This is a genomic window from Amycolatopsis sp. NPDC051372, from assembly GCF_040682095.1.
Classification (GTDB): Bacteria; Actinomycetota; Actinomycetes; order Mycobacteriales; family Pseudonocardiaceae; genus Amycolatopsis.
Genome location: NZ_JBFBAF010000006.1, coordinates 52,035 through 72,041, shown reverse-complemented (window position 1 = coordinate 72,041; position 20,007 = coordinate 52,035). Strand labels below are relative to the sequence as shown.

Genomic DNA, 20,007 nt, shown 5'->3' with positions numbered 1-20,007 from the left:
ACGTGAGGTGAAGGTGGTGCGGAAAGGTGTTAGCGGACCCACCCGGTGAAGCTCTGCTTCGTCCGCTTGCCGCTGCTGGGCGGCTCGACGCGCTGGTCGCGGTCGGTGCGCTGCAAGGCCGTGGCGGCCGCCCGGACGAGCCAGGCGTTGACGGAGCGCCCCTCCTTGCCCGCGGCCTCCTCGACGGCGGCCTTGAGCTGTTCGGGCAGGCGCACGTTGATGCGCGCGGCGGGACCGTCTTCGGAGATGAGCAACTCGCTCTCCGGAGCGGTGGCCGTGGTCGTGTCTTCGGCCGCGAGCTCGAGCGGCTCGGCCGGCGGCGTGGTCACGACGAACTGCGGATCGCGGCCACGCAGGCGCAGCTCCACCGAACCCGGAGCCAGGTCGCGGGTGATCTCGTCGGCGGCGGCCGACAGCGCGTCCAGCAGTGTCATCCGGATCGCCGACTCGAGCGAACCGGTCAGCCGCTCGACCAGCTCACGAGATTCCTCGCCACCGGCCTCGGCCAGCGTGGCGAACTCTCGCCCGAGGTTGCTGACGTACGTGGTCAAGTCCATGGCACAACTATGGCACACGAGTGGCACCATAGCAATGCCGATTTGGCTCAGACGTGTGCCGCCGATGGCACCTGGATGGCCCCGTGTGGCACCAAGATGGAAAAGTGTAGGTCAGGGCCATTTCGACCCTGACCTGGATGTGGCACGTCCCCCAGAACGGCGGGCTAAGCCGACAGCCCGAACTTCCCCTTCCGGCTCAGATCGTCGACATACGCCGCGGCCACGTGAGCGAAGTTCACCGACACGGTGTTGCCGTCGCGCGTCCGCACGGAGTGGACCCCGCCGTGCTTGAGCAGGTCGGGGATCTTCTCCTCAACGCCGGCGGATTCGTCGTTCGTGATGGGGAAGATCAGCGGTTCGCCGCCGGAGGTCAGGTGCAGGACTAGCGCGAGTTTCGGATCAGCCATGACTCCATGCCACCAGCGCTCGATCACCGGCGGCAAGCGGGTTCGCGCACAGCAGAGCACTTCACCGGTCCGGGTGCGGCGCCCGTGCGGCGTCGGCTAGCGTTTCGTCGCGGAAACCCGACCTAGGGACGGACGATGCCGTATTCGTTCACGTTGTCACCCGCGGCGGTGGACCTGCTGCTGGAGCGGCAGGGTCTCGGCCGCACGCCGGCGCCGTTTTCGGTGGCGCACATCGGTATCACCGGCCAGGAACGCGCGGGCGTGCGCGACGCCGTGCTGCGCGACCTCGACAACCGGGGCCTCGCGCACCGCGGTTACCTCGACGACGACCTGGAGCTGGCGCTCACCACGTTCGTTCGAAGCCGCCTCGTCGTCACCGCGACGGCGCAGTTGGACAGTCGGCAACAGGGCGCGGGGCAGCTGTTCGCGCGCGTCGCGTCCACCGGTGACCAGGCCGTGCTGGTGAAGCAGGACAACGGCATGTTGGTCTTCGAGCAGATCCGCCCGACCGGTCTCGTACCGGCGCTGGTCGACCTGCTGCCGCCCGGGACCGCGGCGCCCGGCCAGTCCGTGACGATCACGCGCCCGGCGAAGCAGCCCCGCCGGGACGGGTACGACCCGTTCGCGGCGTCGAACGCCCCGCGAAACCCGCAGCTCAGGTCCGTCGAGCGGATCTTCGAGAAGCCGCGGCTGCGGGTCGGGCAGTTCACGATCGGCGCGCAGCCGCCGCTCGTCTGGTTCGACACGGAACTCGGCCGCTACCTGCTCAGCACCCGCGTCGCCGACGACGGGCAACGCTGGCTCACTTACGCGCCGGCCGACAACAACCGCCTCGCCCAGCAGCTGTTCGCGCAGCTGGAGGCGTATTCCGCAAACGCCTGACCGCGGCCGTCGTCGTCAGTAGACTTCGGGTCATGACCTTGGTGGAGCCGGGACAGGTCGCCGGCCTGGACCCGAAGGCCGTCGCTGCTGCCGCGGCCGAGACGACGAAACTCGTGAACGCCGCGAAGTCGGGCAGCTTCACCATCTCCGGTGAAGCGCTCGAGGACCTGCGCCAGGCACTGTCCGACATGGTGACGCGAGTGGACCGGCTGACCGGTTCCACGGCCGCGCTGGATCAGGCCCCGCAGCTCGGGAGCCACCCGTACGGGCACGCGGTGGCGGCCCACGACCTCAAGGCCGCGTCGCAGGACGTCGGGTCCGTGCGGTCGGTGCTGGGGCAGTTCCGTGCCGTGCTGACGCAGGCCGACGAGGCGCTGGCCCGCGCCGGCGGCGTCTACCGCACCGGTGAGGACAGCGCCGTCGACGCGCACGCCGCCCACAAGACGGGGGACCTCGCATGACCGCGCCGCAGCCGGGGCTCGAGCCGTCCGACGCCGACTATCTCGGCCACACCCACGAGCAGCTCCAGCAGTTCGTGACCACGAACCTCGACGTGAACCAGGTTTCCGGCGTCTCCGCCGCGTACACCGACGTCACGAAGGCTTTCGACGATTTCGCGACGCAGCTGACCGAGGCCGTGAACAAGTCCAAGGGCTCGTGGGAGGGCAGCGCGGCCGAGAGCGCGCAGGCCTACTTCGCCACGCTGGGCACCTGGGCCGACGCCACGGCGCAGAACGCGAAGCTCGCCGCGCAGACCGTCGACGACCAGGGTGCGGCCGCGCAGCACGCGCGCAACGCGATGACCGAGCCGATCCCGTTCGACTGGACCGACGAGATGGCGCACTGGACCGCCGCCGGCCCGTTCGACCTCGGCGACACCGTCGAAAAGTCGCTGAAGAAGCAGCAGGACAGCCAGTCGGCTCACGAGCAGGCCGCGCAGGTGATGTCGGACTACGACCACTCGCTGTACTCGGCCGCGTCGAAGCAGCCGGTGTTCGCGGACCCGCCGAAGTTCGGCACGGGCAGCGTGACCACCGCTTCGGCCGTGCTGCCCACCGGCTCCGGTTCCACCGACCACCAGTCCGGTGGCGGCGGTGCCGACTCGGGTGGGCAGGTTTCGGCTGCGCCGAGCCAGATCACCGGTTCCGGCCACGTGCCCCCGCCTGCCCCGAACTCGGCCACCACCGCGGCGGGCGTCGCGCCGGCGGCCGCTCAGCAGCAGGGTGCCGGCGCGGGTGCCGCGGGCGGCGCCATGCCGATGGGCGGGATGCCGATGGGCGGCATGGGCGGCGGTGGCGGCGGTTTCGGCGCCGACGAGGAGTACCAGTCGAAGTTCAGCCGCGGCGGCAGCTTCGGCCCGGGTGAAGGTGCGGCGCCGGGTGGCGCCGCGTCCGGCCTGAGCGGCGCACCCGCGCGGGCCGGGATGGGCATGGGGATGGGCGGCGGTGCCGCTCGCTACGAAGAGGACGAAGCGGACGGCTCGCGCTTCTTCTCCCATGTGGACGAAGACGGCGAGTACGGCGCCGACCTGCGCGCTGCGCCGCCGGTGATCGGGGAGTAGGCCCCTCGGCGTTCGAGGGGCCCTTTTCGTGCTGAGTCTCAGTAGCGGTAGAACTTCTCCGCCCGGCCTTGCCGTACCAGCTTCAGCCACTGCAGGAATGCCTTCGGGTCGCGCTTCACACCCACGAAGTACAGGCCGAAGCGGATCACTTCCAAAGCGCCGATCTTGCGCATGCCCGGCTGCGAGAGCAGGTAGCCGCGGTTGCGGTAGGTGTAGTAACGCTTGACCTCGTTCTCGGGGTCCTGCGCGTGGAACTTCCCGCCCAGCATGGGTTTGAACTCGTCCGAGCCGTCGGGGTGCAGGTAGGTCGTGCGCAGCGACGTGCCGAACGGCAAACCCGAGCGCACGAGCCGGCGGTGCAGCTCCACCTCGTCGCCGCGGAAGAACAGGCGCAGGTCCGGCACGCCGGTGACGTCCAAAGTGGACGCACGGAACAGCGCGCCGTTCATGAGCGAAGCGATGCCCGGCAGGAAGTCCGTGCCCAGCTCCGCCGACGAGCGCTTCCACGTGAGCCCGCGCCGCAACGGGAACGCGAGCTTGGCCGGCGCGTTGATGTTCGCCACCACCGGCGAGATCTCGGCGAGGCCGCGCTTTTCGGCTTCCTCCAACAGGATCTGCAGCACGTGCTCGTCGGCGGGACGGCCGTCGTCGTCGGCGAGCCAGACCCACTCGGCGCCGAGAGCGAGCGCGTGGAGCATGCCGAGCGCGAACCCGCCCGCGCCACCGAGGTTCCGGTGCGAAGGCAGGTACGTGTAAGGCAACGGGTACGCCTCGACGACGTCCCGTGCCGACTGGTCCGGACCGTTGTCGACCACGACGAGGTGGTCGACCGGCCGCGTCTGCGCGGCGATGATCTTCAGCGAGTCCGCGAGCAGCTCACGACGGTGGCGCGTCACCACCACGCCGACGACGGCGCCCTCGGGCAGCTGCTGGGTCTCGCTGGTCATCATTCCCCGCCGTTCTTCGTGCCCACGGGCTCGATGCCGAGCCGCTCCAGGCCTTCCTGGCTCATGTTCTCGAACGGGTCTCGGCCCTTGTAGCCGGTGAGGACCTCACGCAGCGAACCCTGCTGCTTGACGTTGCCCTCGTCCATCCAGATCGCGGAGTCGCAGAGCTCGAAGAGGAACTCGTCGGAGTGGCTCGCGAAAACCAGGATGCCGGAGCGCTTCACCAGGTCCTTGAGGCGGTCGCGGGCCTTGTTGAGGAACGCCGCGTCGACCGCGCCGATGCCCTCGTCGAGGATCAGGATCTCGGGGTCGATCGAGGTCACGACACCCAGCGCCAGGCGCACGCGCATACCCGTGGAGTACGTGCGCAGCGGCATCTGCAGGTAGTCGCCGAGCTCGGTGAACTCCGCGATGTCGTCGACCCGCTTCTCCATCTCCTTGGCGGTCATGCCGAGGAAGAGGCCGCGGATGATGATGTTCTCGACGCCGGAGATCTCCGGGTCCATGCCGATGCCGAGGTCGAAGACCGGGGCGATCTTGCCGGAAATCCGGGCCGCGCCGCGGGTGGGCTCGTAGATGCCGGCGAGCAGGCGCAGCAGCGTGGACTTCCCGGCGCCGTTGTGGCCGACCAGGCCCACGCGGTCGCCTTCGCGCAGCTTCAGGGTCACGTCGTGCAGCGCCTCGATGATCGGCACCTTTTGGTCCGTGCCGATCTTGCCGCCGACCTTGCCCAGCACGCGCTTCTTCATCGACCGCGTCTTGGCGTCGAAGATCGGGAAGTCGACGTACGCGTTGTGAACGTCAATGCTGACCATGTGTCACACCCAATACGAGACGCGAGAGCGGTAATTGCGCATGGCGACGAGCGCGAGCGCCCAGCCGACGATCGTGAGTGACCCGACCACGACCCAGCTGGTCCAGCTCACGGCCTCCCCGAGCAGCGGGGCCCTGGTCACCTGCATGTAGTGGTACAGCGGGTTCGCCTTGATGAACGGCAGCGCCCAGGACACACTGTCGCGCGCGCCACCGGACTCCAGCTGGTCGACCGGCCACACGATCGGCGTGCCGTAGAACAGCAGCTGGATCAGGGAGTTGATCACCTGCGGGATGTCGCGGAAGCGCGTCGAGATGATCCCGAGCAGCAGCGCGGCCCAGCACGCGGTGAGTCCCAGCAGCAGGAAACCCGGAATGGCGAGGAAGATGTTCCAGCTCAGGCCCGGGTGGCAGAACTTGTCCGGGACGCAGGCGCCGGTCTTCGTGCCGAGCGAGTACGGCCCGTCGAGCGCGCCGAAGAAGATGATCAGCAGCACGAAGTACACGATCATGTTGTGCGCGAGCAACAGCGTCTGACGCCACACGGTGCGCAGCACGTAGACACTCAGCGGCGCGGGGAGCTGCTTGATCATCCCCTCGTTCGCGATGAACGTCTCCATGCCCTCGGACAGGCAACCCTGGATGAAGCCCCAGATGATGAACCCGGTGGAGATGTAGGGCAGGAACACCTGGATGGGCAGGTTGAACAGCTGTGAGTACAGCAGGCCGAGCCCCAGCGCGATGACCGCCTGGCTGATCGTGATCCAGAAGGGACCGATCACCGACCGGCGGTAGCGCTGTTTGATGTCCTGCCAGCCAAGGTGGGTCCACAGCTGGCGAGCTGCGAGACCCTCCTTGATGTCGGCGATCGCCCTGGAGAACGTCTTGCGGTCCGACGCAGGTGGTAACGGCATCGAGACCTCGGGTTCGGCTACGTGAACCGTGCTGGTGGCATGCACGTGGACGAGGGTACCGATCGGAGGTCTCGCATCCGTGGCAGGGCGCATCCCTCGGGTGACACGGACCATCGGACGGAACCAGTTAAGGTCGCGAGCAGACCGAACGCCCCCGCAGTGACCCGGAGGTCTCCATGTTCATGCTCGGCCAGCACCCGGTCGGCGCCGACCACGCGCCCGTCGTGGTGGCGGAGATCGGGATCAACCACGAGGGCGACCCCAAAAAGGCGCACAAGATGGTCGACGACGCCGCCGACGCCGGTGTGCAGGTCGTCAAGATCCAGACCCACGTCGTGGACGACGAAATGATTCCGAACGACGTCGTTCCCGGCAATTCGGATGAACCGATCTGGCACATGATGAACCGGGTCGCCCTGAGCGCTCAGGACGAACGTGAAATCAAGGCGCACGCCGAAGAACGCGGGATGGTCTTCCTCTCCACCCCGTTCTCGCGGGCGGCCGCCGACCGGCTCGCTGAGCTCGATGTCGCCGGCTTCAAGATCGGCTCGGGGGAGTGCAACAACTACCCGCTGATCCGCCACGTCGCGTCGTTCGGGAAGCCGGTGATCCTGTCGACCGGCATGAACGACATCGCCTCCATCACGCCGGCTGTGGAAATCCTGCGTGAGGCCGGGGTCGGTTTCGCCCTTCTCCACTGCACGTCGCTGTACCCGACGCCGCCTGAGCAGGTGCGGCTCGGCGCGATGACGGAGCTGGGTGCCGCGTTCCCCGACGCCGAGCTGGGCTTGTCGGACCACACTCTGACGATCTACCCGTGCCTCGGCGCGGTCGCGCTCGGCGCGTCGGTGCTCGAGCGGCATTTCACGTCGGACATGTCCTGGCCAGGCCCCGACATCCCCGTCTCCTCGACGCCGGAGGAGTTCGGCAGGCTGGTCGAGGGGTCGCGCCTCATCCACGCGGCGCGAGGCGGCAGCAAGCAGATCCTGGCCGAGGAACAGCCGACCATCGACTTCGCCTACGCGTGCGTGGTCACCACCAAGGACATCGCCGAGGGTGAGCAGCTGACCACGGAGAACGTCTGGGTGAAGCGGCCGGGCACGGGCGAGATCAAGGCCAAGGACTACGAAGCGGTGCTCGGTCGTCCGGTCAAGCGGGTGCTGGCAGTGAACACGCAGGTCAGCTGGGCGGACCTTGGCTGAGCAGCCTCGGCGCGAGGTCCTGTTCCTCACCGGGACCCGCGCCGATTTCGGGAAGCTGCGCGACGTCATGCTCGCGGTGCAGAAGAGCTCGAAGCTGACGGCGCGCATCGTCGTGACCGGCATGCACATGCTGCGCAGCTACGGCTACACCGTCCACGAGATCGAGCGGGCGGGGCTGGAGCGGCTGCATCTCATCCCGAACCAGATCCAGGACGAGCCGATGGCATTGGTCCTCGCCAACACCGTGCAGGCGCTGGCCAGGCTGGTCCACGAGGAGCGGCCCGCCGCGATCGTCGTCCACGGTGACCGCGTCGAGGCCCTCGCGGGCGCGATCGTCGGTTCGCTGGCGAACATCCGCGTCGTCCACATCGAAGGCGGCGAGGTCAGCGGCACGATCGACGACGTCATCCGGCACTCGCTTTCCAAGCACGCCCACATCCACCTGGTCGCCAACGACGAAGCCCGTCGGCGGCTGCTCCAGCTGGGGGAGGAAGAGAGCCGGATCTTCGTCGTCGGCAGCCCCGAGGTCGACGTCCTGACCTCGACTCAGCTGCCGGGCTTCGAGGAGGTACGGCGGCGCTACGAGATCCCGTTCGCCGACTACGGCGTGCTCGCGCTGCACCCGGTCACCACCGAACTCGAGCACAACCGGAGGAACGCAGCCGCGGTCGTCGACGCAGTGCTCAAGGGCGGCAACTGGGTGGTGATCGAGCCGAACAACGACGAGGGCTGCCGCGAGATCCGGCTCGAGCTCGACCGGCTGACCGGGCCGAACTTCGTCCGGCTGCCGTCCATGCGGTTCGAGTACTTCGTGACACTCATGAAGAACGCGTCCGTGGTGCTGGGCAACTCGAGTGCGGGAGTGCGGGAAGCGCCGGTGCTCGGGACGCCGTCGGTCACAGTCGGCACGCGCCAGCGCAACCGGGTCGTGGCGCCCAGCGTGGTCACAGTCGATCCGGACGCCGCGAGGATCGCGGCGGCGATCCGTGAAGCGCAGGCGATGGGCAGGTGCGACCCGCATTCCGCGTTCGGCGAGCCGGGCGCGCACCGGCGGATCGTGGAGCTGCTGGAGGGCGAGGAGATCTGGCAGCCGTCGCTCTACAAGGTGTTCGTGGACCGCTGAAGCTTTGCTGCGAGCTCCTCGGCGCGCCGCAGGTCCTCGGCGGTGTCGATGTCGACGGCGCGGTCGGCGGGGATGATTTGGCAGCGCACTTCGGGGATGAAGAACCGCTGGTGACGGCGGAGGTCGCCGGCGCGGACCACGTAGATGCCGCCGGTCGGGCGCAACACGGCGGGCAGCGACTGGCGGGGGGCTTCGAGGTCCTCCCACGTGTGCACGGGCGTGATACCGCCGTCTGGGGTTTCGAGGCACACCTTGAGCGGGTGGTGGTCGGTGGAGCGGCACATCTGCACGACGGATCCGCTTGTCCGGTCGCCGTGGATCTCGACGCTCTCGGCGATGTCCTCGGCGGTGCGCAGCGGTGAGGTCGGCTGCAGCAGGAGCACGAGGGTGTCGTCGGCCGTCGAGATCGTGTCCAGTGCGTGGACCACGGCGGGCAGCGTGCGGCTGTCGGCCCGCGCGAGATCGGCCGGCCTGTCGACAAGCGTCGCGCCGGCCGTCCTGGAGGCCTCCGCGATCCCCGCGTCGTCGGTCGTGACGACCACGTTCCGGATTCCGGCCGTCAACGCTGTGTGCACGGTGTGCGCCACGAGCGGGCGGCCGAGGAAGGGCGCAAGGTTCTTGCCCGGCAGCCCCACCGAACCGCCCCTGGCTGGGACGATCGCTAACGTGTCCACAGAACGGTCCACCGAGCGCGCCTCCAATGGTCACGTTTGCCGCCCTGTACGGACGGGGAATCGTCTACGTCGGCTATTGTCCGTCTGCTCGGTGTACGGCGGTCGGGGGGATCCGGCTCGAGGCCGGGGGTTTTCGTCCCCTGACGACGTGGTAGGGAAGCGATGAATCCGACACAACTCGCCGACGAGGCGTCCGGTAGAGCCGCGATGGACAAAATTGACTCGTCGTTTCACGACTTGCTGGCCTCGTACGCCCGAAACGGCGAACCAGTCAGGAGCATCGCCGTCGTGGGCAATGCCCCGATGAAGCCCGATGCCCGGCGTGCCGAGCTCATCGACTCCAGTGACCTCGTGTTCCGGATGACCACGTTCGCCCTGGACGAGCCGGATGCGACGCCGACGTACGGCTCGCGTACGGACGTCGTCGTCGTGCACCGCGGACTGACCGCGTCGCCCTTCACGTTCGCGAACTACACGTCGCGCCTCTACCTGCTCGCCGAACCGGGTCGCCTGTTCTGGGAGCCGGAGACCCTGCCGGACTGGTGGCCGGCCGACCTGGGGTTCGTCCCGATCCCGAACCGCCGCTTCGTGCTTCCGCTGGTCGGGCTGCTGGGGTTGGACCCGGCGCAGCCCGTGTGGGCCACCACGGGAACCCTGGTCACCTACCTGTGCCGCGAGCTTTTCCCCGAGGCGACGCTGAGGTTGACCGGGGTGTCCATCCTCGACCAGCCCGATCAGACGAGCTTCGAACACGCGTGGGGTGACAAGGTCGGCGTCACCGCCGAGCACCAGCTGCACGCCGAATCCACGCTCCTGAACCTGTGGCGCGAAACCGGAAGAATCGAGATTGTGCAGTGAGCGAGCTGCGTCGTACCGCTTCCCGCGTGAAGCGGATTGTGCGTGAGGCCGGACAGCCCGTGATGGCTCGGATCCGGCCCCGGATCGAGCAGATCGCCCACGATCGGCTGCGCCCCGAGCTCGACGCCCTTCGCTCGAGCATCGACGACCTGCGCAAGGAGGTCGAGCGCGTCGACATGCGCTGCAACGACCTCGACGGCCACGTGAAATGGCTCTACGACGAGCAACGCCGCCTCGCGCCGCACCTCGCGGCACTCGACAGCCGCGTCGCCGCCTTCGAGCGCCCCGGCGCGGCCGGTCGTCTCACCGACCGGTTGGAGTACTCGGCGGACGAAGCCGAAGAGGTCCGCGCCGAGCATGCGCGCATTCGGGCTCGCCTGTCGGCCATCTCGAAGTACGAGGAGCGGCTGGCGCGCGTCGAGGAGAAGCTCGACCGGCCGGCCGGTCTCGAGAACTGACGCCCTTGATCCATTCGCGCACAGAGCGCTGTGCCGAACGGACGATCTTGCCGTCGACCTGCTTACACCACTCGGAGTAATTCGATAATCACCCTCGGTTGCAACATTCGGGTAATCGTCATTCCAAGTTGTTGACCGTTTGATGACCTCCTCATAGCGTTCCCGCTTGGCGTCGGGGGACTGCCGGGTTTCCTGTAGTGGGGGGCGTCCTCGTTGTTGCGTTCAAGCTGGTTCCGTCCTGCGCGGAAATGGTCTGTTCTCGCGCTCGTCCTCGTGGTTCTGCTTCCGGTCGCGGGTTCCGCGGTCGAGTACGCGAACCCCGATGCTCCGTTGCCGCTGGGCGCGTCACTCGATGCGCCGCAGCAGCAAGAGGGTTCGGGCGCCGGGGTGGGCAAGAACGCCGTTCCCGCTGTACCCGCCCGAAATACTCCCCGGCCGCCGGGTGCGGTGGCTGACAGTCCTGCGGCTCCGCCGCCGATGAAGACTCAAGTTGCTGCGCGGCAACACGTTTCGCCGGCCACGGCGCAGCACGCCAACCTGCCGGGCATCGACCCGCACGCAGTCGAGCGTCCGCAGGACCGCACGGCGGACACGGAGACCTTCGACAACCCGGACGGGACCCGGACCCTGCGTGTCCACACTGGACAGTCGAACGTCCGACAGGCGGACGGCAGCTGGCAGCGGACCGACCTGACGCTGCAACCCGGCCGCGACGGCCGGCTGCACCCGAAGGTCGGTGCCACCGACGTCAGCCTGGCGACCACGGCGAACGCCGACCCGGTCGCCACCGTCGCCTTGGGCCAGGGAGCAAGCCTCGGCTACGCGATGCAGGACGCCGTCGCCTCGCGCGGGGAGGTCGGGGGCGACACCGTGACCTACCCGTCGGCGCGTTCCGGCACCGACCTGCGGCTCACGGCGACCAACCTGGGCGTGAAGGAAGAGCTCGTCCTGCACTCGGCTCAGGCCGAGCCCTACTCGTTCACGTTGCACACCGGCTCTTTGCGGCCGCAGCTCGGGGACGGCGACGTCCGGCTGGTCGACAGCGCCGGCGACGTCCGCGCGACGATTCCCGCCGGCTTCATGACCGACGCCAAGGTTGGTGGCGGCGTCCGGAGCGACGGTGTCCGGTATTCGCTGGCGCAGCTCGATGCTCAGACCTGGACGCTGCGGATCGACCTGGACCAGGCATGGCTGCGCGACCCGGCGCGTGCCTTCCCGGTGGTGGTCGACCCGTCGGTCACGAAGGTCACCGCTGATACCGACGACACGTACGTTCGCTCGGGGAGCACTGCGAACCACTCCGGCGAGAGCGTTCTCGAGGTCGGCTCATCAGACGGCGGGCGCACGATCTCGCGGTCGTACCTGCATTTCTCCAACGTGCTCAACACGCTGCGCAACCAGTACATCGTCGGCGCGACGGTGAACGCGCTCGCGGTCCAGTCGTGCCAGGCACGGCCGGCGACGCTGTTCGAGGTGACGCAGGGCTGGGCCGGCGCGACCACCCGCTGGCCGGGCGCCGCGGCCGGCCGGGCACTCGCGACCACGACGGTTCCAGCGCTGACGGGAGCCGACTGTTCCGGCCAGAGCTGGGCATCCTTCCCGTTGCCGCAGGACCTCGCGGTGCAGTGGTCGCACGGGCAGGCACTCGGCAACGGCTTCACGTTGCGTGCGGCCAATGAGGGTGACAGCGCAGCGTTCAAGCGGTTCGCCTCCGCCGACACCCCCAACGCTCCGTACGTGGACGTGCGCTATTCACCCGAGGGCGCGAGCTACGAGCTCACCGACGTGTTGCTGCCGACGAACAACCGCGAGGGCACGTTCACGGCGAAGGTGACCAACCAGGGTTCCTCCACTTGGCCCGCGGGTGGGGGTTACCGGCTCGGCTACATCGTCCGGCAGCCGAACAACGGGCCGGTGGTCAAGACCTCGCAGGGTGTCGCGCCGTCGGTCGCGGTCCCACCGACCGGTCAGGCGACGATCACCGTCCCGTTGACGGCTTTGGCTCCCGGCACGTACGACCTCCAGCTGACGATGTGGAACCCGGCCAGCCAGGACTTCCACGTGGTGTACGAGGTGCCGTACGGTGTCGCTCCCCTGAAAGTCAGCAACGTGCCGCCGGGCTCGAACTACCAGCAGCCCGGCAACGGTGCGACCGTGGAAACGCTCACCCCCACGTTGTTCGCGCGCGCGGTGGACGACGACAACTGGCCGAACAAGGGCTTCACCTTCCAGTTCCGGCTGTGCACGGACACGGCGCTGACGCAGAACTGCACCGACTCGCCGTGGGGACCGGAGAGCTGGACTCCGCCGGACGGCAAGCTTTCCTGGAGCAAGACCTACTACTGGGGCGTCAAAACCCACGACACGGTCAGCCCGTCTCCGAACTGGATCGGCCCGCTGGCACTGACCACGCGGGTGCCGCAGCCCGAGATCACGTCGCACCTCGCGGGCAGCCCCGACACTGTGAACGGACCCGGCCTCGACCCGCAGATCGGGAACTACTCGACGGTGGTGACCGACGCGTCCGTCGCGACCGTCGGTCCCGACCTGTCGGTGACGAGGACGTACAACAGCCTGGATCCGCGGCGTGACACGGCGTTCGGCGTCGGCTGGGCATCGCGGCTAGACACGCGGCTGGTGCCGAACCGGTCAGCGCAGAACGTCGTCGTCGACGTGCTGGTCACCTACCCGAACGGCAGGCAGGCGCGCTTCGGCCGCAATCCCGACGGCACGTTCGCGCCGCCGCAGGGCCAGAACGTCGACCTTGTCTACGACGAAGCCACCGGCTTCTACACCCTGCGCGACGTCACAGGCAGCAAGTGGCTGTTCGACAACGCCGGCCGGCTGATCAAGATCACCGATCCCGCCGGGCTGACCGAGACGCTCGAGCACGACCCGGACGGCCACGTCACCACGATCACCAACGACGTTTCGGGACGAGCGCTCGGCATCACGTGGAACGCCGGGCACGTCACGCGGGTGCAGACGCCGCCGCCCAACCCCGGCGACGCGCCGTTGGCGTGGACCTACACCTACGTCGGCGACACGCTGACGAGTGTCTGCAGTCCCGGCGCCGCACCGAACTGCACCACCTACGGCCGGACAGCCGGGTCGCACTACCGCAGCTCGGTGGTGGACGACGGTCCCCGTGGCTACTGGCGGCTCGGCGAGCAGAACGGTGCGACCGTCGCCAACGCAGTCGCCCGCACCCCGGGTGCCGACGCGGGCAATCAGAACGGCCTCACCTTCGGCGGCCCGAGCGCGCTCGGCGGTACGAGCGACACCTCCGCGGCTTTCGACGGCATGGCCAGCTACGTCACGCTGCCCGACGATTTGATCGCCCAGAACATGTCCGCCTCAGCCGAACTGTGGTTCAAGACCTCGGCGAGCGGAACCTTGCTCAGCTACGCCGACCAGGCGTTTCCCGTTACTGCGCCCGGAAAGTGGCGGCCCATCCTGTACGTCGGCGTCGACGGGCTGCTCTACGGCGGCTTCTCGGCGCGCAACGTCACGGGCCCGAGCCAGGTCGTGAGCTCGACGCCGGTGAACGACAACACCTGGCACCACGCCGTGCTCACGTCCGAAGTGGACGAACAGACGCTGTACCTCGACGGCGCCGCCATCGGCGCCGTCGCCGGCATCATCGATCACGGCACGCTCGGCAAGCTGGCAGTGGGCGCCGGCGTCGGCAAGGACTACCCCTCCACCAACGGCGGCGACTTCTACTTCTCCGGCTCGATCGACGAGGTCGCGGTCTACCAGCACACCCTGAGCCCGCAGGCCGTGCAGCAGCACTTCTCGGCCGCGCAGGCCGTCGACGAACTGACGTCGATCACCCTGCCCCAGGACGATCGCTCCTTCGCCAAGATCACCTACGACGACCGCGCCGACCGCGCCCACACCCTCACCGACCACGACGGCCGGACCTGGACTCTCGACGCGCCGCAGCAGAACAACGCCGACCGCACCGTCACACTCCACGGCCCCTACCCCGACTGGACCTACCACTTCGACGCCGACAACGGCGGCCGCCTCGTCTCCACACTCCACAACGGCTTCACGAAGTCTTGGGAGTACAACGAAAAGGGCTTCCTGAAAGCCACGGTCGACGAACTGGGCCACCGCACGGAACAAACCACGGACGACCGGGGCAACGTGCTGAGCACCAAGACGTGCCGCACGACGACGTCCTGCAACACGGCTTACGCCACGTACGTGGTGTCAACGGACCCGCTTGATCCCCGGCGGGACAAGAAGATTAGCAGCTCGGACCCGCGGTCGAGCTCGGCGTCGGACACCCGGTACCGGACCACGTTCGCCTACGACACGGCGGGGCGGCTCACCACGACGACGTACCCGGTTCCAGCCGGCCAGACGGTGGCGCCGACCGAGGTGCGGACGTACTCGAGTGGTAATGAATCCTCTGTGGACGGTGGCAAAGTGCCAGCCGGCCTGCTGATCCAGGCGACCGATCGTCGTGGACAGCTCGCCACCAGCTCCTACCGCACCAACGGCGACCTGGCTTCGAGCCGTGATGTGATGGGCCTGATCACCAGTTACGGTTACGACGGGATAGGGCGTCGCGTTTCCGCGACCGAAGGCAACGCGGGCGGCGGTGTCTTCGGGGTGACCAAGACCGAGTACACCCCGCTGGGACAGACCGCGAAGGTCACCAGCCCCGCCGTGCTCAACACGATCAGCGGCGTGACCCACACCGCCGTCAACACCTACACCTACGACGGCGACGGCAACATCCTCTCGACCGAGATCTCCGACGCGACCGGCGGAGAGCAGGCCCGCAAGACGACGTTCGGCTACGACGCCTTCGACCACCAGGTCAGCGTCGAATACCCCGACGGCGGAACCGTCCACTACGGCTACTCGGCCGACATGCTGAAGGTCGTCACCACCGATGTCGCCGGCACGCAGTGGACTTCGCAGTACGACGACCAGCACCACCTGCTGTCCGTGGTTGCGAGCGGAGTCGGGGCCGACCCGGCGACGCCCGACGCACAGGGCACGTTGCGGGTCGAGAACCACACCTACGACGCGGCCGGACGGCTCGTTCGCGACCAGGACGCGATGAACCGTTCCACGCGCTACGACTACTACGACGACAACCTCTTGGCGTCGAAGACGCTGGAGGGCTACCACAACGCGAACGGCAGCACGCGCGACGTGCTGCTGGAACAGCGCACGTACGACCCGGCGGGGAACATCACGGTCGGTGTCCTGACCGGCGGCCGCAAAGGCGTGGTCTCCTACGACGCGGCGGGGTACGTCACCGACGCCACCTCGGATCCCGACGGCTTGAAACGCAAAACCACGTACGTCCGAGACGCGGCCGGTGACCCCACGCGGATCTCGATGACCGGCGCGGTGGACCCGTCGCGTGTGGAGACCACGGACTACACCTACTCACCCGACGGTCAGGTCACGCGCACAGACCAGACCGCCGGCCCGGGCCAGGTCATCTCGGCGACCACCACGTACGACGAACGCGGGCTGGCCATCGCCAACACCGACGGCCGCCAGGTGGAGACGACCTTCGCCTACGACGCCACGGGCGAGCCGGTCTCGGCCACGAAACCGCCGGTGGACGTCTGGACCAACGGCGTCGACGCGCCGAACGTCGCACAGACCGAGCGAATCGGCCACAACACATTCGGCGAGGTCACGCACTCCAAGGACACCGCGGGCAACGTCACCGTGACCGGCCGGGACTCGATGGGCCGGCCCACGACCGGCACGATGCCCGCTTACACCCCGGCCAGCGGCCAGCCGATCACCGCAGTCGCGCGCACGACCTTCGACCACGCCGGCAATCCGCTGACGATCACCGACCCGCTCGGCCACGTCACCACCAACACCTACGACCCGTACGGCCACGTCCTCACCACGACCGAACCGCAGGTCGGTGACACGCCTTCGGTCACCGAGAACCGCTACGACGCCAACGGCGAGCTGCTCACCACGGTCGACGCGACCGGAGCGCGCAGCGAGTTCACCTACGACGACCTGGGCCACCAGATCACCGCCACGCAGGTCGAGCGCTACGACGGGCAGACCGCGTTCTACTCCGGCCGGTTGGAGCACGACGACGCCGGCAACGTCACGTCCACGACGACGGCGCAGGGCTTCGTCAGCACGACGACGTACAACGCGGCCAACGAGAAGACCAGCGTCACCGACCCGACCGGCCGCACGATCACCTACGGCTACGACGACCTGGGCCGCCAGTCCACCGTCACGGACCCGACAGGTGCGGTCACCGAGCAGACCTACGACCTCGCAGGGCGGGCCACCGGAATCGCGCAGCTCGTCGGCGGACAGCAGAAGCGCGCTTCCAGCAGCACCTACGACGGCAACGGCAACCTGCTGCACGCAGTGTCACCCGACGGGCGGGTCACCGACTACGGCTACGATTTCCAGAACCGCCTGGTCAAACAGGTCGAGAAGGTCGACGCGACCAAGTCCATCACCACGCTCACCGGGTACGACGGCCTCGGCAACCGCAGCCACTTCGTCGACGGCAACAGCCACACCACGGACTACACGTACAACTCGTGGGGGCTGCCGGAGTCGGTGATCGAGCCCTCCGTCACCGGAGCGACCGCTCTCGCGGACCGCACGTGGACGCAGACCTACGATGCCGACGGCCGGGCGACGACTTTGACCTCGCCCGGCGGTGTCAGCCGCACGCGCGAGTACGACGCGCAGGACCGCCTGGTCGCCGAACACGGTTCCGGCTCCGAAAGCGCGACCGCGGACCGCACCTACGGTTACGACGCGGGCGGTCGCCTGACCAAGCTCGGCAGCCCCGGCGGCGACACGAACTACACGTATGACGACCGCGGCAACCTGCGGACCTCGTCGGGGGTCATGGGCACCTCCGTCTACACGTACAACGGCGATGGCACGCTCGCGACGCGCTCCGACGCCTCCGGCACGGCGACGTTCGGCTACGACGGTGCCGGCCGGATGACCTCGGCGACCGACCCGGTCACCGGCCGCACTCTCGACTACCGCTACGACACAGCCGGCCGGCTCTCGACCACCCAGGACCGGGCGGTCTCCGGACGCATGAGCGAGAGCATCGGTTACGACGACCTCGGCCGGGAGACGTCGGACAACCTCGTCCAGCAGACCGACACCGGGAGCCGGACGTTGTTCGGCGACAACTACTCCTACGACAACGACGACCACCTCACGGCCAAGACGTCCACCCGGCCTGGCGCCGCGACGACGGCGAACAGCTACTCCTACGACGGCGTCGGCCGTCTGACGTCCTGGACCGCGGGTGATCAGCAGACCACCTACGGCTGGGACGACGCGGGCAACCGGACTTCGGTCAACGGCGGGGCGTACAGCTACAACGAGCGCAACCAGCTGCTTTCGGGCGGTGGCGCGAGCTACACCTACACCAAGCGCGGCACCACAGCTTCGGTGACGCAGGGCGGGGTCACCACGACGAACGGCTTCGACGCGTTCGACCGGCTCGTCAACCAGGGGGCAGCGACCTACTCCTACGACAGCGACGACCGGGTCCAGAGCCGCAACGGCACGGCGATGACCTACGACGGCCTGACCAACAACACCGTGACCGACGGCTCCCGAACGGTTTCCCGTCTGCCCGACGGAACCGCGCTGGCCGACAAATCGGCTGGCACCACTGGCCGCCTGCTGTTCGACGACCAGCACGGCGACGTCGTCGGGCGGTACCTAGGTACTTCCGTCGACGGTCAGCGCGCCTTCGATCCGTTCGGCTCGGTCATCTCGTCGTCGGGCGACACCTCGGACCTGGGCTACCAGGGCTCGTGGACGGCACCCGATGGCTCGGTCAACATGGCCGCCCGCTGGTACTCCCCGTCCCGCGCTGGCTTTCTCTCCCGTGACGACCTGAACCTCGATCCGTCACCGACCTCGACGTCGACGAACCGGTACACGTACGGCAACGACGATGCCCTCGACAACACCGACCCGACGGGCCACCTGGGCACACCGATTTACGCGCCGGTCGCGATAGAGGTGCCCGAGGCGGTCGCGGCCACCTCTGGTGTCTGTGTAGCGCTCGCGTGGCTGTGCGCGGCGGTGGTGGCCGTGATCTTGATCATCATGGTCGTCGTCGTGGTTTGGCAGATAGTCGGCTATTTCAGCGAAAGTGATCCGGCCCCCGGGCCGAAACCAGGTCCAGGGCCAGGCCCTGGCCCCGGTCCTGGCCCCGGGCCAGGACCCGGCCCGGGTCCTGGACCTGGACCTGGCCCGGGTCCTGGCCCGGCTGGACCTCGTAACCCGCACTGCACCGGTAGCCACTGCATCAAGGCACCTCCGATCACCCGGCCGCGACCGCCGCTGCCGCCGCCCCCGCCGCCGTGGCTGACCAAGGCATTGCATGCCGCCGCGCAGCTCGCTGCCGGCAGCACGGTGATGAAGATCGCCGACGCTGTCTCGGCGGTTACCGGCTCGACCGAGGTGGTCGACAAGGCCTCCGACTACTTCAACGACGCCAACAAGATCACCGACACGCAGCCGGATGCGAACCCCGATCCTTCGCCGCTGCCGATCGACCTTGAGAACAAGGAGCCGAATGACCGCTGCGAGGAGGAGGGGCTTCCGGACAACAAGCCGGTCTACGGACCGATGGAAGACGCCGAGTTCAACGGGGTCGCGGGAACTCGCGCCACCGGAGCGGCGGTCTGCCTCACCGCAACGCGTAAACGGGCGGGCACCCCGTCGACCCCGCTGGGGTTCGACGGAACGACTATGCACCGGAGCCACCTGGTGGCGGCCATGTTCTTCGGGAGCAACGCCAACGAAAACATCGTGCCGCTGTACGCGTTCAACAACAGCGTTCAGATGCTGAACTCGATCGAGATCGACACCAAACGCGCGATCCGATCCGGACAGAGGGTCTATTACGCGGTGACGGCCTTGTACGACGGGAAATCGCCTATACCGTGGGGCCTTCACGCCACCGCTGAAGGCGACGGCGGTTTCAAGTGCGACATCATCATCTACAACGATCCTGGAAGGGACGGCCAGCGTGCCTCCTGCTGAGAAAGAACTGGCAGATCTTGTCGGCTGGCGCGGTACCGCGCAGTCGGAACTGGATTGGAAGATCGTCGAGAACCAGTTGGGATTCTCCGTCCCGGAGTCGCACAAGCGACTTCTGTCGATCTTTCCTTCTGGGACGTTCTCCACGTTTGTACACGTCTGGTCACCGGTGCAGAGTGACGGCTGGCTTAAGGCCTATGAATGGAAGGTGCAGGCCAAGTTCTCCTTCTTCTCGGGAGCCCGAGAAGCGCTGCCGGAGGACTACCCGCATCTGTTCCACCCGGAACCCGGCGGTCTCATCCCCTGGGGTGAGGACGACTCGCACACGTATTTTTGGGGCGCGGCAAAGGATCTCGATCCCGATGACTGGCCAGTGGTGTTCCTCGACAACGCGGGCGAAGACTGGGGAACACGCCAGGGCTCGACGGCCGAGTTCCTGCTCGAGTTGTTGAGCGGTCGTCTCGTCTCGGATGCCTTGTACACCGAGTGGCCTGAAAGCAATCGTTCGTTCGACGCCGCCCCGGAACCGATTCTCTAATCAGACCTCTTACCTGCTT

The 20,007-nt window shown here is 68.0% G+C and carries 15 protein-coding genes; 9 read left to right on the top strand and 6 right to left on the bottom strand.

Translation table 11 applies throughout. The features are described from left to right. Positions 1-29: 29 nt before the first annotated feature. On the bottom strand, positions 30-557 hold the full coding sequence (locus AB0M56_RS11170) for a ribbon-helix-helix protein, CopG family (RefSeq protein WP_364173658.1): 528 nt from the start codon (positions 555-557) through the stop codon (positions 30-32). A 164-nt stretch (positions 558-721) separates the two neighbouring features. Further along, complete coding sequence (locus AB0M56_RS11165; RefSeq protein ID WP_220245629.1) at positions 722-964, bottom strand: hypothetical protein; 243 nt, start codon at positions 962-964, stop codon at positions 722-724. Positions 965-1,099: 135 nt separating this feature from the next. Here AB0M56_RS11165 and AB0M56_RS11160 point away from each other — a divergent pair, with 135 nt between their 5' ends. From AB0M56_RS11160 to AB0M56_RS11150, 3 genes are read left to right on the top strand one after another with little or no spacing between them, the layout of a single operon-like run. Next, positions 1,100-1,846: an ESX secretion-associated protein EspG gene (locus AB0M56_RS11160; protein ID WP_364173655.1), complete on the top strand. Its 747-nt coding sequence runs from the start codon at positions 1,100-1,102 to the stop codon at positions 1,844-1,846. 32 nt (positions 1,847-1,878) lie between these two features. Continuing rightward, entirely contained in the window at positions 1,879-2,307 is a 429-nt protein-coding gene (locus tag AB0M56_RS11155; protein ID WP_364173652.1) for a hypothetical protein, read from the top strand. Next, positions 2,304-3,407, top strand: coding sequence for a hypothetical protein (locus AB0M56_RS11150; RefSeq protein ID WP_364173649.1), 1,104 nt, complete (start codon positions 2,304-2,306; stop codon positions 3,405-3,407). Before AB0M56_RS11155 ends, AB0M56_RS11150 begins: the two co-directional genes overlap by 4 nt. Before the next feature lie 38 nt (positions 3,408-3,445). On the opposite strand, the gene AB0M56_RS11145 is transcribed toward AB0M56_RS11150, so the two are convergent. Genes AB0M56_RS11145 through AB0M56_RS11135 form a run of 3 tightly spaced genes read right to left on the bottom strand, consistent with a single transcriptional unit; the run spans position 3,446 to position 6,126 of the window. Next, positions 3,446-4,354, bottom strand: coding sequence for a glycosyltransferase family 2 protein (locus AB0M56_RS11145; protein ID WP_285974378.1), 909 nt, complete (start codon positions 4,352-4,354; stop codon positions 3,446-3,448). Further along, the gene (locus AB0M56_RS11140) at positions 4,354-5,169 is read right to left on the bottom strand and encodes an ABC transporter ATP-binding protein (protein ID WP_364173646.1); all 816 of its coding nucleotides are present in this window, start codon (positions 5,167-5,169) and stop codon (positions 4,354-4,356) included. Before AB0M56_RS11140 ends, AB0M56_RS11145 begins: the two co-directional genes overlap by 1 nt. A 3-nt stretch (positions 5,170-5,172) precedes the next feature. After that, positions 5,173-6,126, bottom strand: coding sequence for an ABC transporter permease (locus AB0M56_RS11135; RefSeq protein ID WP_364173644.1), 954 nt, complete (start codon positions 6,124-6,126; stop codon positions 5,173-5,175). 131 nt (positions 6,127-6,257) lie between these two features. Between AB0M56_RS11135 and AB0M56_RS11130 the strand changes: the two genes are divergently transcribed. Then, complete coding sequence (locus AB0M56_RS11130; protein ID WP_364173641.1) at positions 6,258-7,283, top strand: N-acetylneuraminate synthase family protein; 1,026 nt, start codon at positions 6,258-6,260, stop codon at positions 7,281-7,283. Continuing rightward, positions 7,276-8,406, top strand: coding sequence for a UDP-N-acetylglucosamine 2-epimerase (neuC, locus tag AB0M56_RS11125; protein ID WP_364173638.1), 1,131 nt, complete (start codon positions 7,276-7,278; stop codon positions 8,404-8,406). The genes AB0M56_RS11130 and neuC overlap by 8 nt, the downstream gene beginning before the upstream one ends. Here neuC and AB0M56_RS11120 read toward each other — a convergent pair. Further along, entirely contained in the window at positions 8,382-9,080 is a 699-nt protein-coding gene (locus tag AB0M56_RS11120) for an acylneuraminate cytidylyltransferase family protein (protein WP_364173635.1), read from the bottom strand. The two genes, neuC and AB0M56_RS11120, sit on opposite strands and share 25 nt — an antisense overlap. A 288-nt stretch (positions 9,081-9,368) precedes the next feature. On the opposite strand from AB0M56_RS11120, the gene AB0M56_RS11115 reads away from it, so the two are divergent. From AB0M56_RS11115 to AB0M56_RS11100, 4 genes are all read left to right on the top strand, one after another. Beyond that, positions 9,369-9,938, top strand: coding sequence for a hypothetical protein (locus AB0M56_RS11115; protein ID WP_364173633.1), 570 nt, complete (start codon positions 9,369-9,371; stop codon positions 9,936-9,938). Between the two features lie 26 nt (positions 9,939-9,964). After that, complete coding sequence (locus AB0M56_RS11110; protein WP_364173630.1) at positions 9,965-10,396, top strand: hypothetical protein; 432 nt, start codon at positions 9,965-9,967, stop codon at positions 10,394-10,396. 477 nt (positions 10,397-10,873) lie between these two features. After that, positions 10,874-19,453, top strand: a complete 8,580-nt coding sequence (locus AB0M56_RS11105; protein ID WP_364173628.1) for a LamG-like jellyroll fold domain-containing protein — start codon at positions 10,874-10,876, stop codon at positions 19,451-19,453. Further along, the gene (locus AB0M56_RS11100; protein ID WP_364173625.1) at positions 19,440-19,988 is read left to right on the top strand and encodes an SMI1/KNR4 family protein; all 549 of its coding nucleotides are present in this window, start codon (positions 19,440-19,442) and stop codon (positions 19,986-19,988) included. The genes AB0M56_RS11105 and AB0M56_RS11100 overlap by 14 nt, the downstream gene beginning before the upstream one ends. Positions 19,989-20,007: the final 19 nt, after the last annotated feature.

Bases quoted from the DNA above. Each gene is read 5' to 3' on its own strand.
- AB0M56_RS11170 (WP_364173658.1), bottom strand. From the start codon at position 557: ATGGACTTGACCACGTACGTCAGCAACCTCGGGCGAGAGTTCGCCACG.
- AB0M56_RS11155 (WP_364173652.1), top strand. From the start codon at position 1,879: ATGACCTTGGTGGAGCCGGGACAGGTCGCCGGCCTGGACCCGAAGGCC.
- AB0M56_RS11145 (WP_285974378.1), bottom strand. From the start codon at position 4,354: ATGACCAGCGAGACCCAGCAGCTGCCCGAGGGCGCCGTCGTCGGCGTG.
- AB0M56_RS11140 (WP_364173646.1), bottom strand. From the start codon at position 5,169: ATGGTCAGCATTGACGTTCACAACGCGTACGTCGACTTCCCGATCTTC.
- AB0M56_RS11165 (WP_220245629.1), bottom strand. From the start codon at position 964: ATGGCTGATCCGAAACTCGCGCTAGTCCTGCACCTGACCTCCGGCGGC.
- AB0M56_RS11160 (WP_364173655.1), top strand. From the start codon at position 1,100: ATGCCGTATTCGTTCACGTTGTCACCCGCGGCGGTGGACCTGCTGCTG.
- AB0M56_RS11130 (WP_364173641.1), top strand. From the start codon at position 6,258: ATGTTCATGCTCGGCCAGCACCCGGTCGGCGCCGACCACGCGCCCGTC.
- AB0M56_RS11105 (WP_364173628.1), top strand. From the start codon at position 10,874: ATGAAGACTCAAGTTGCTGCGCGGCAACACGTTTCGCCGGCCACGGCG.
- AB0M56_RS11150 (WP_364173649.1), top strand. From the start codon at position 2,304: ATGACCGCGCCGCAGCCGGGGCTCGAGCCGTCCGACGCCGACTATCTC.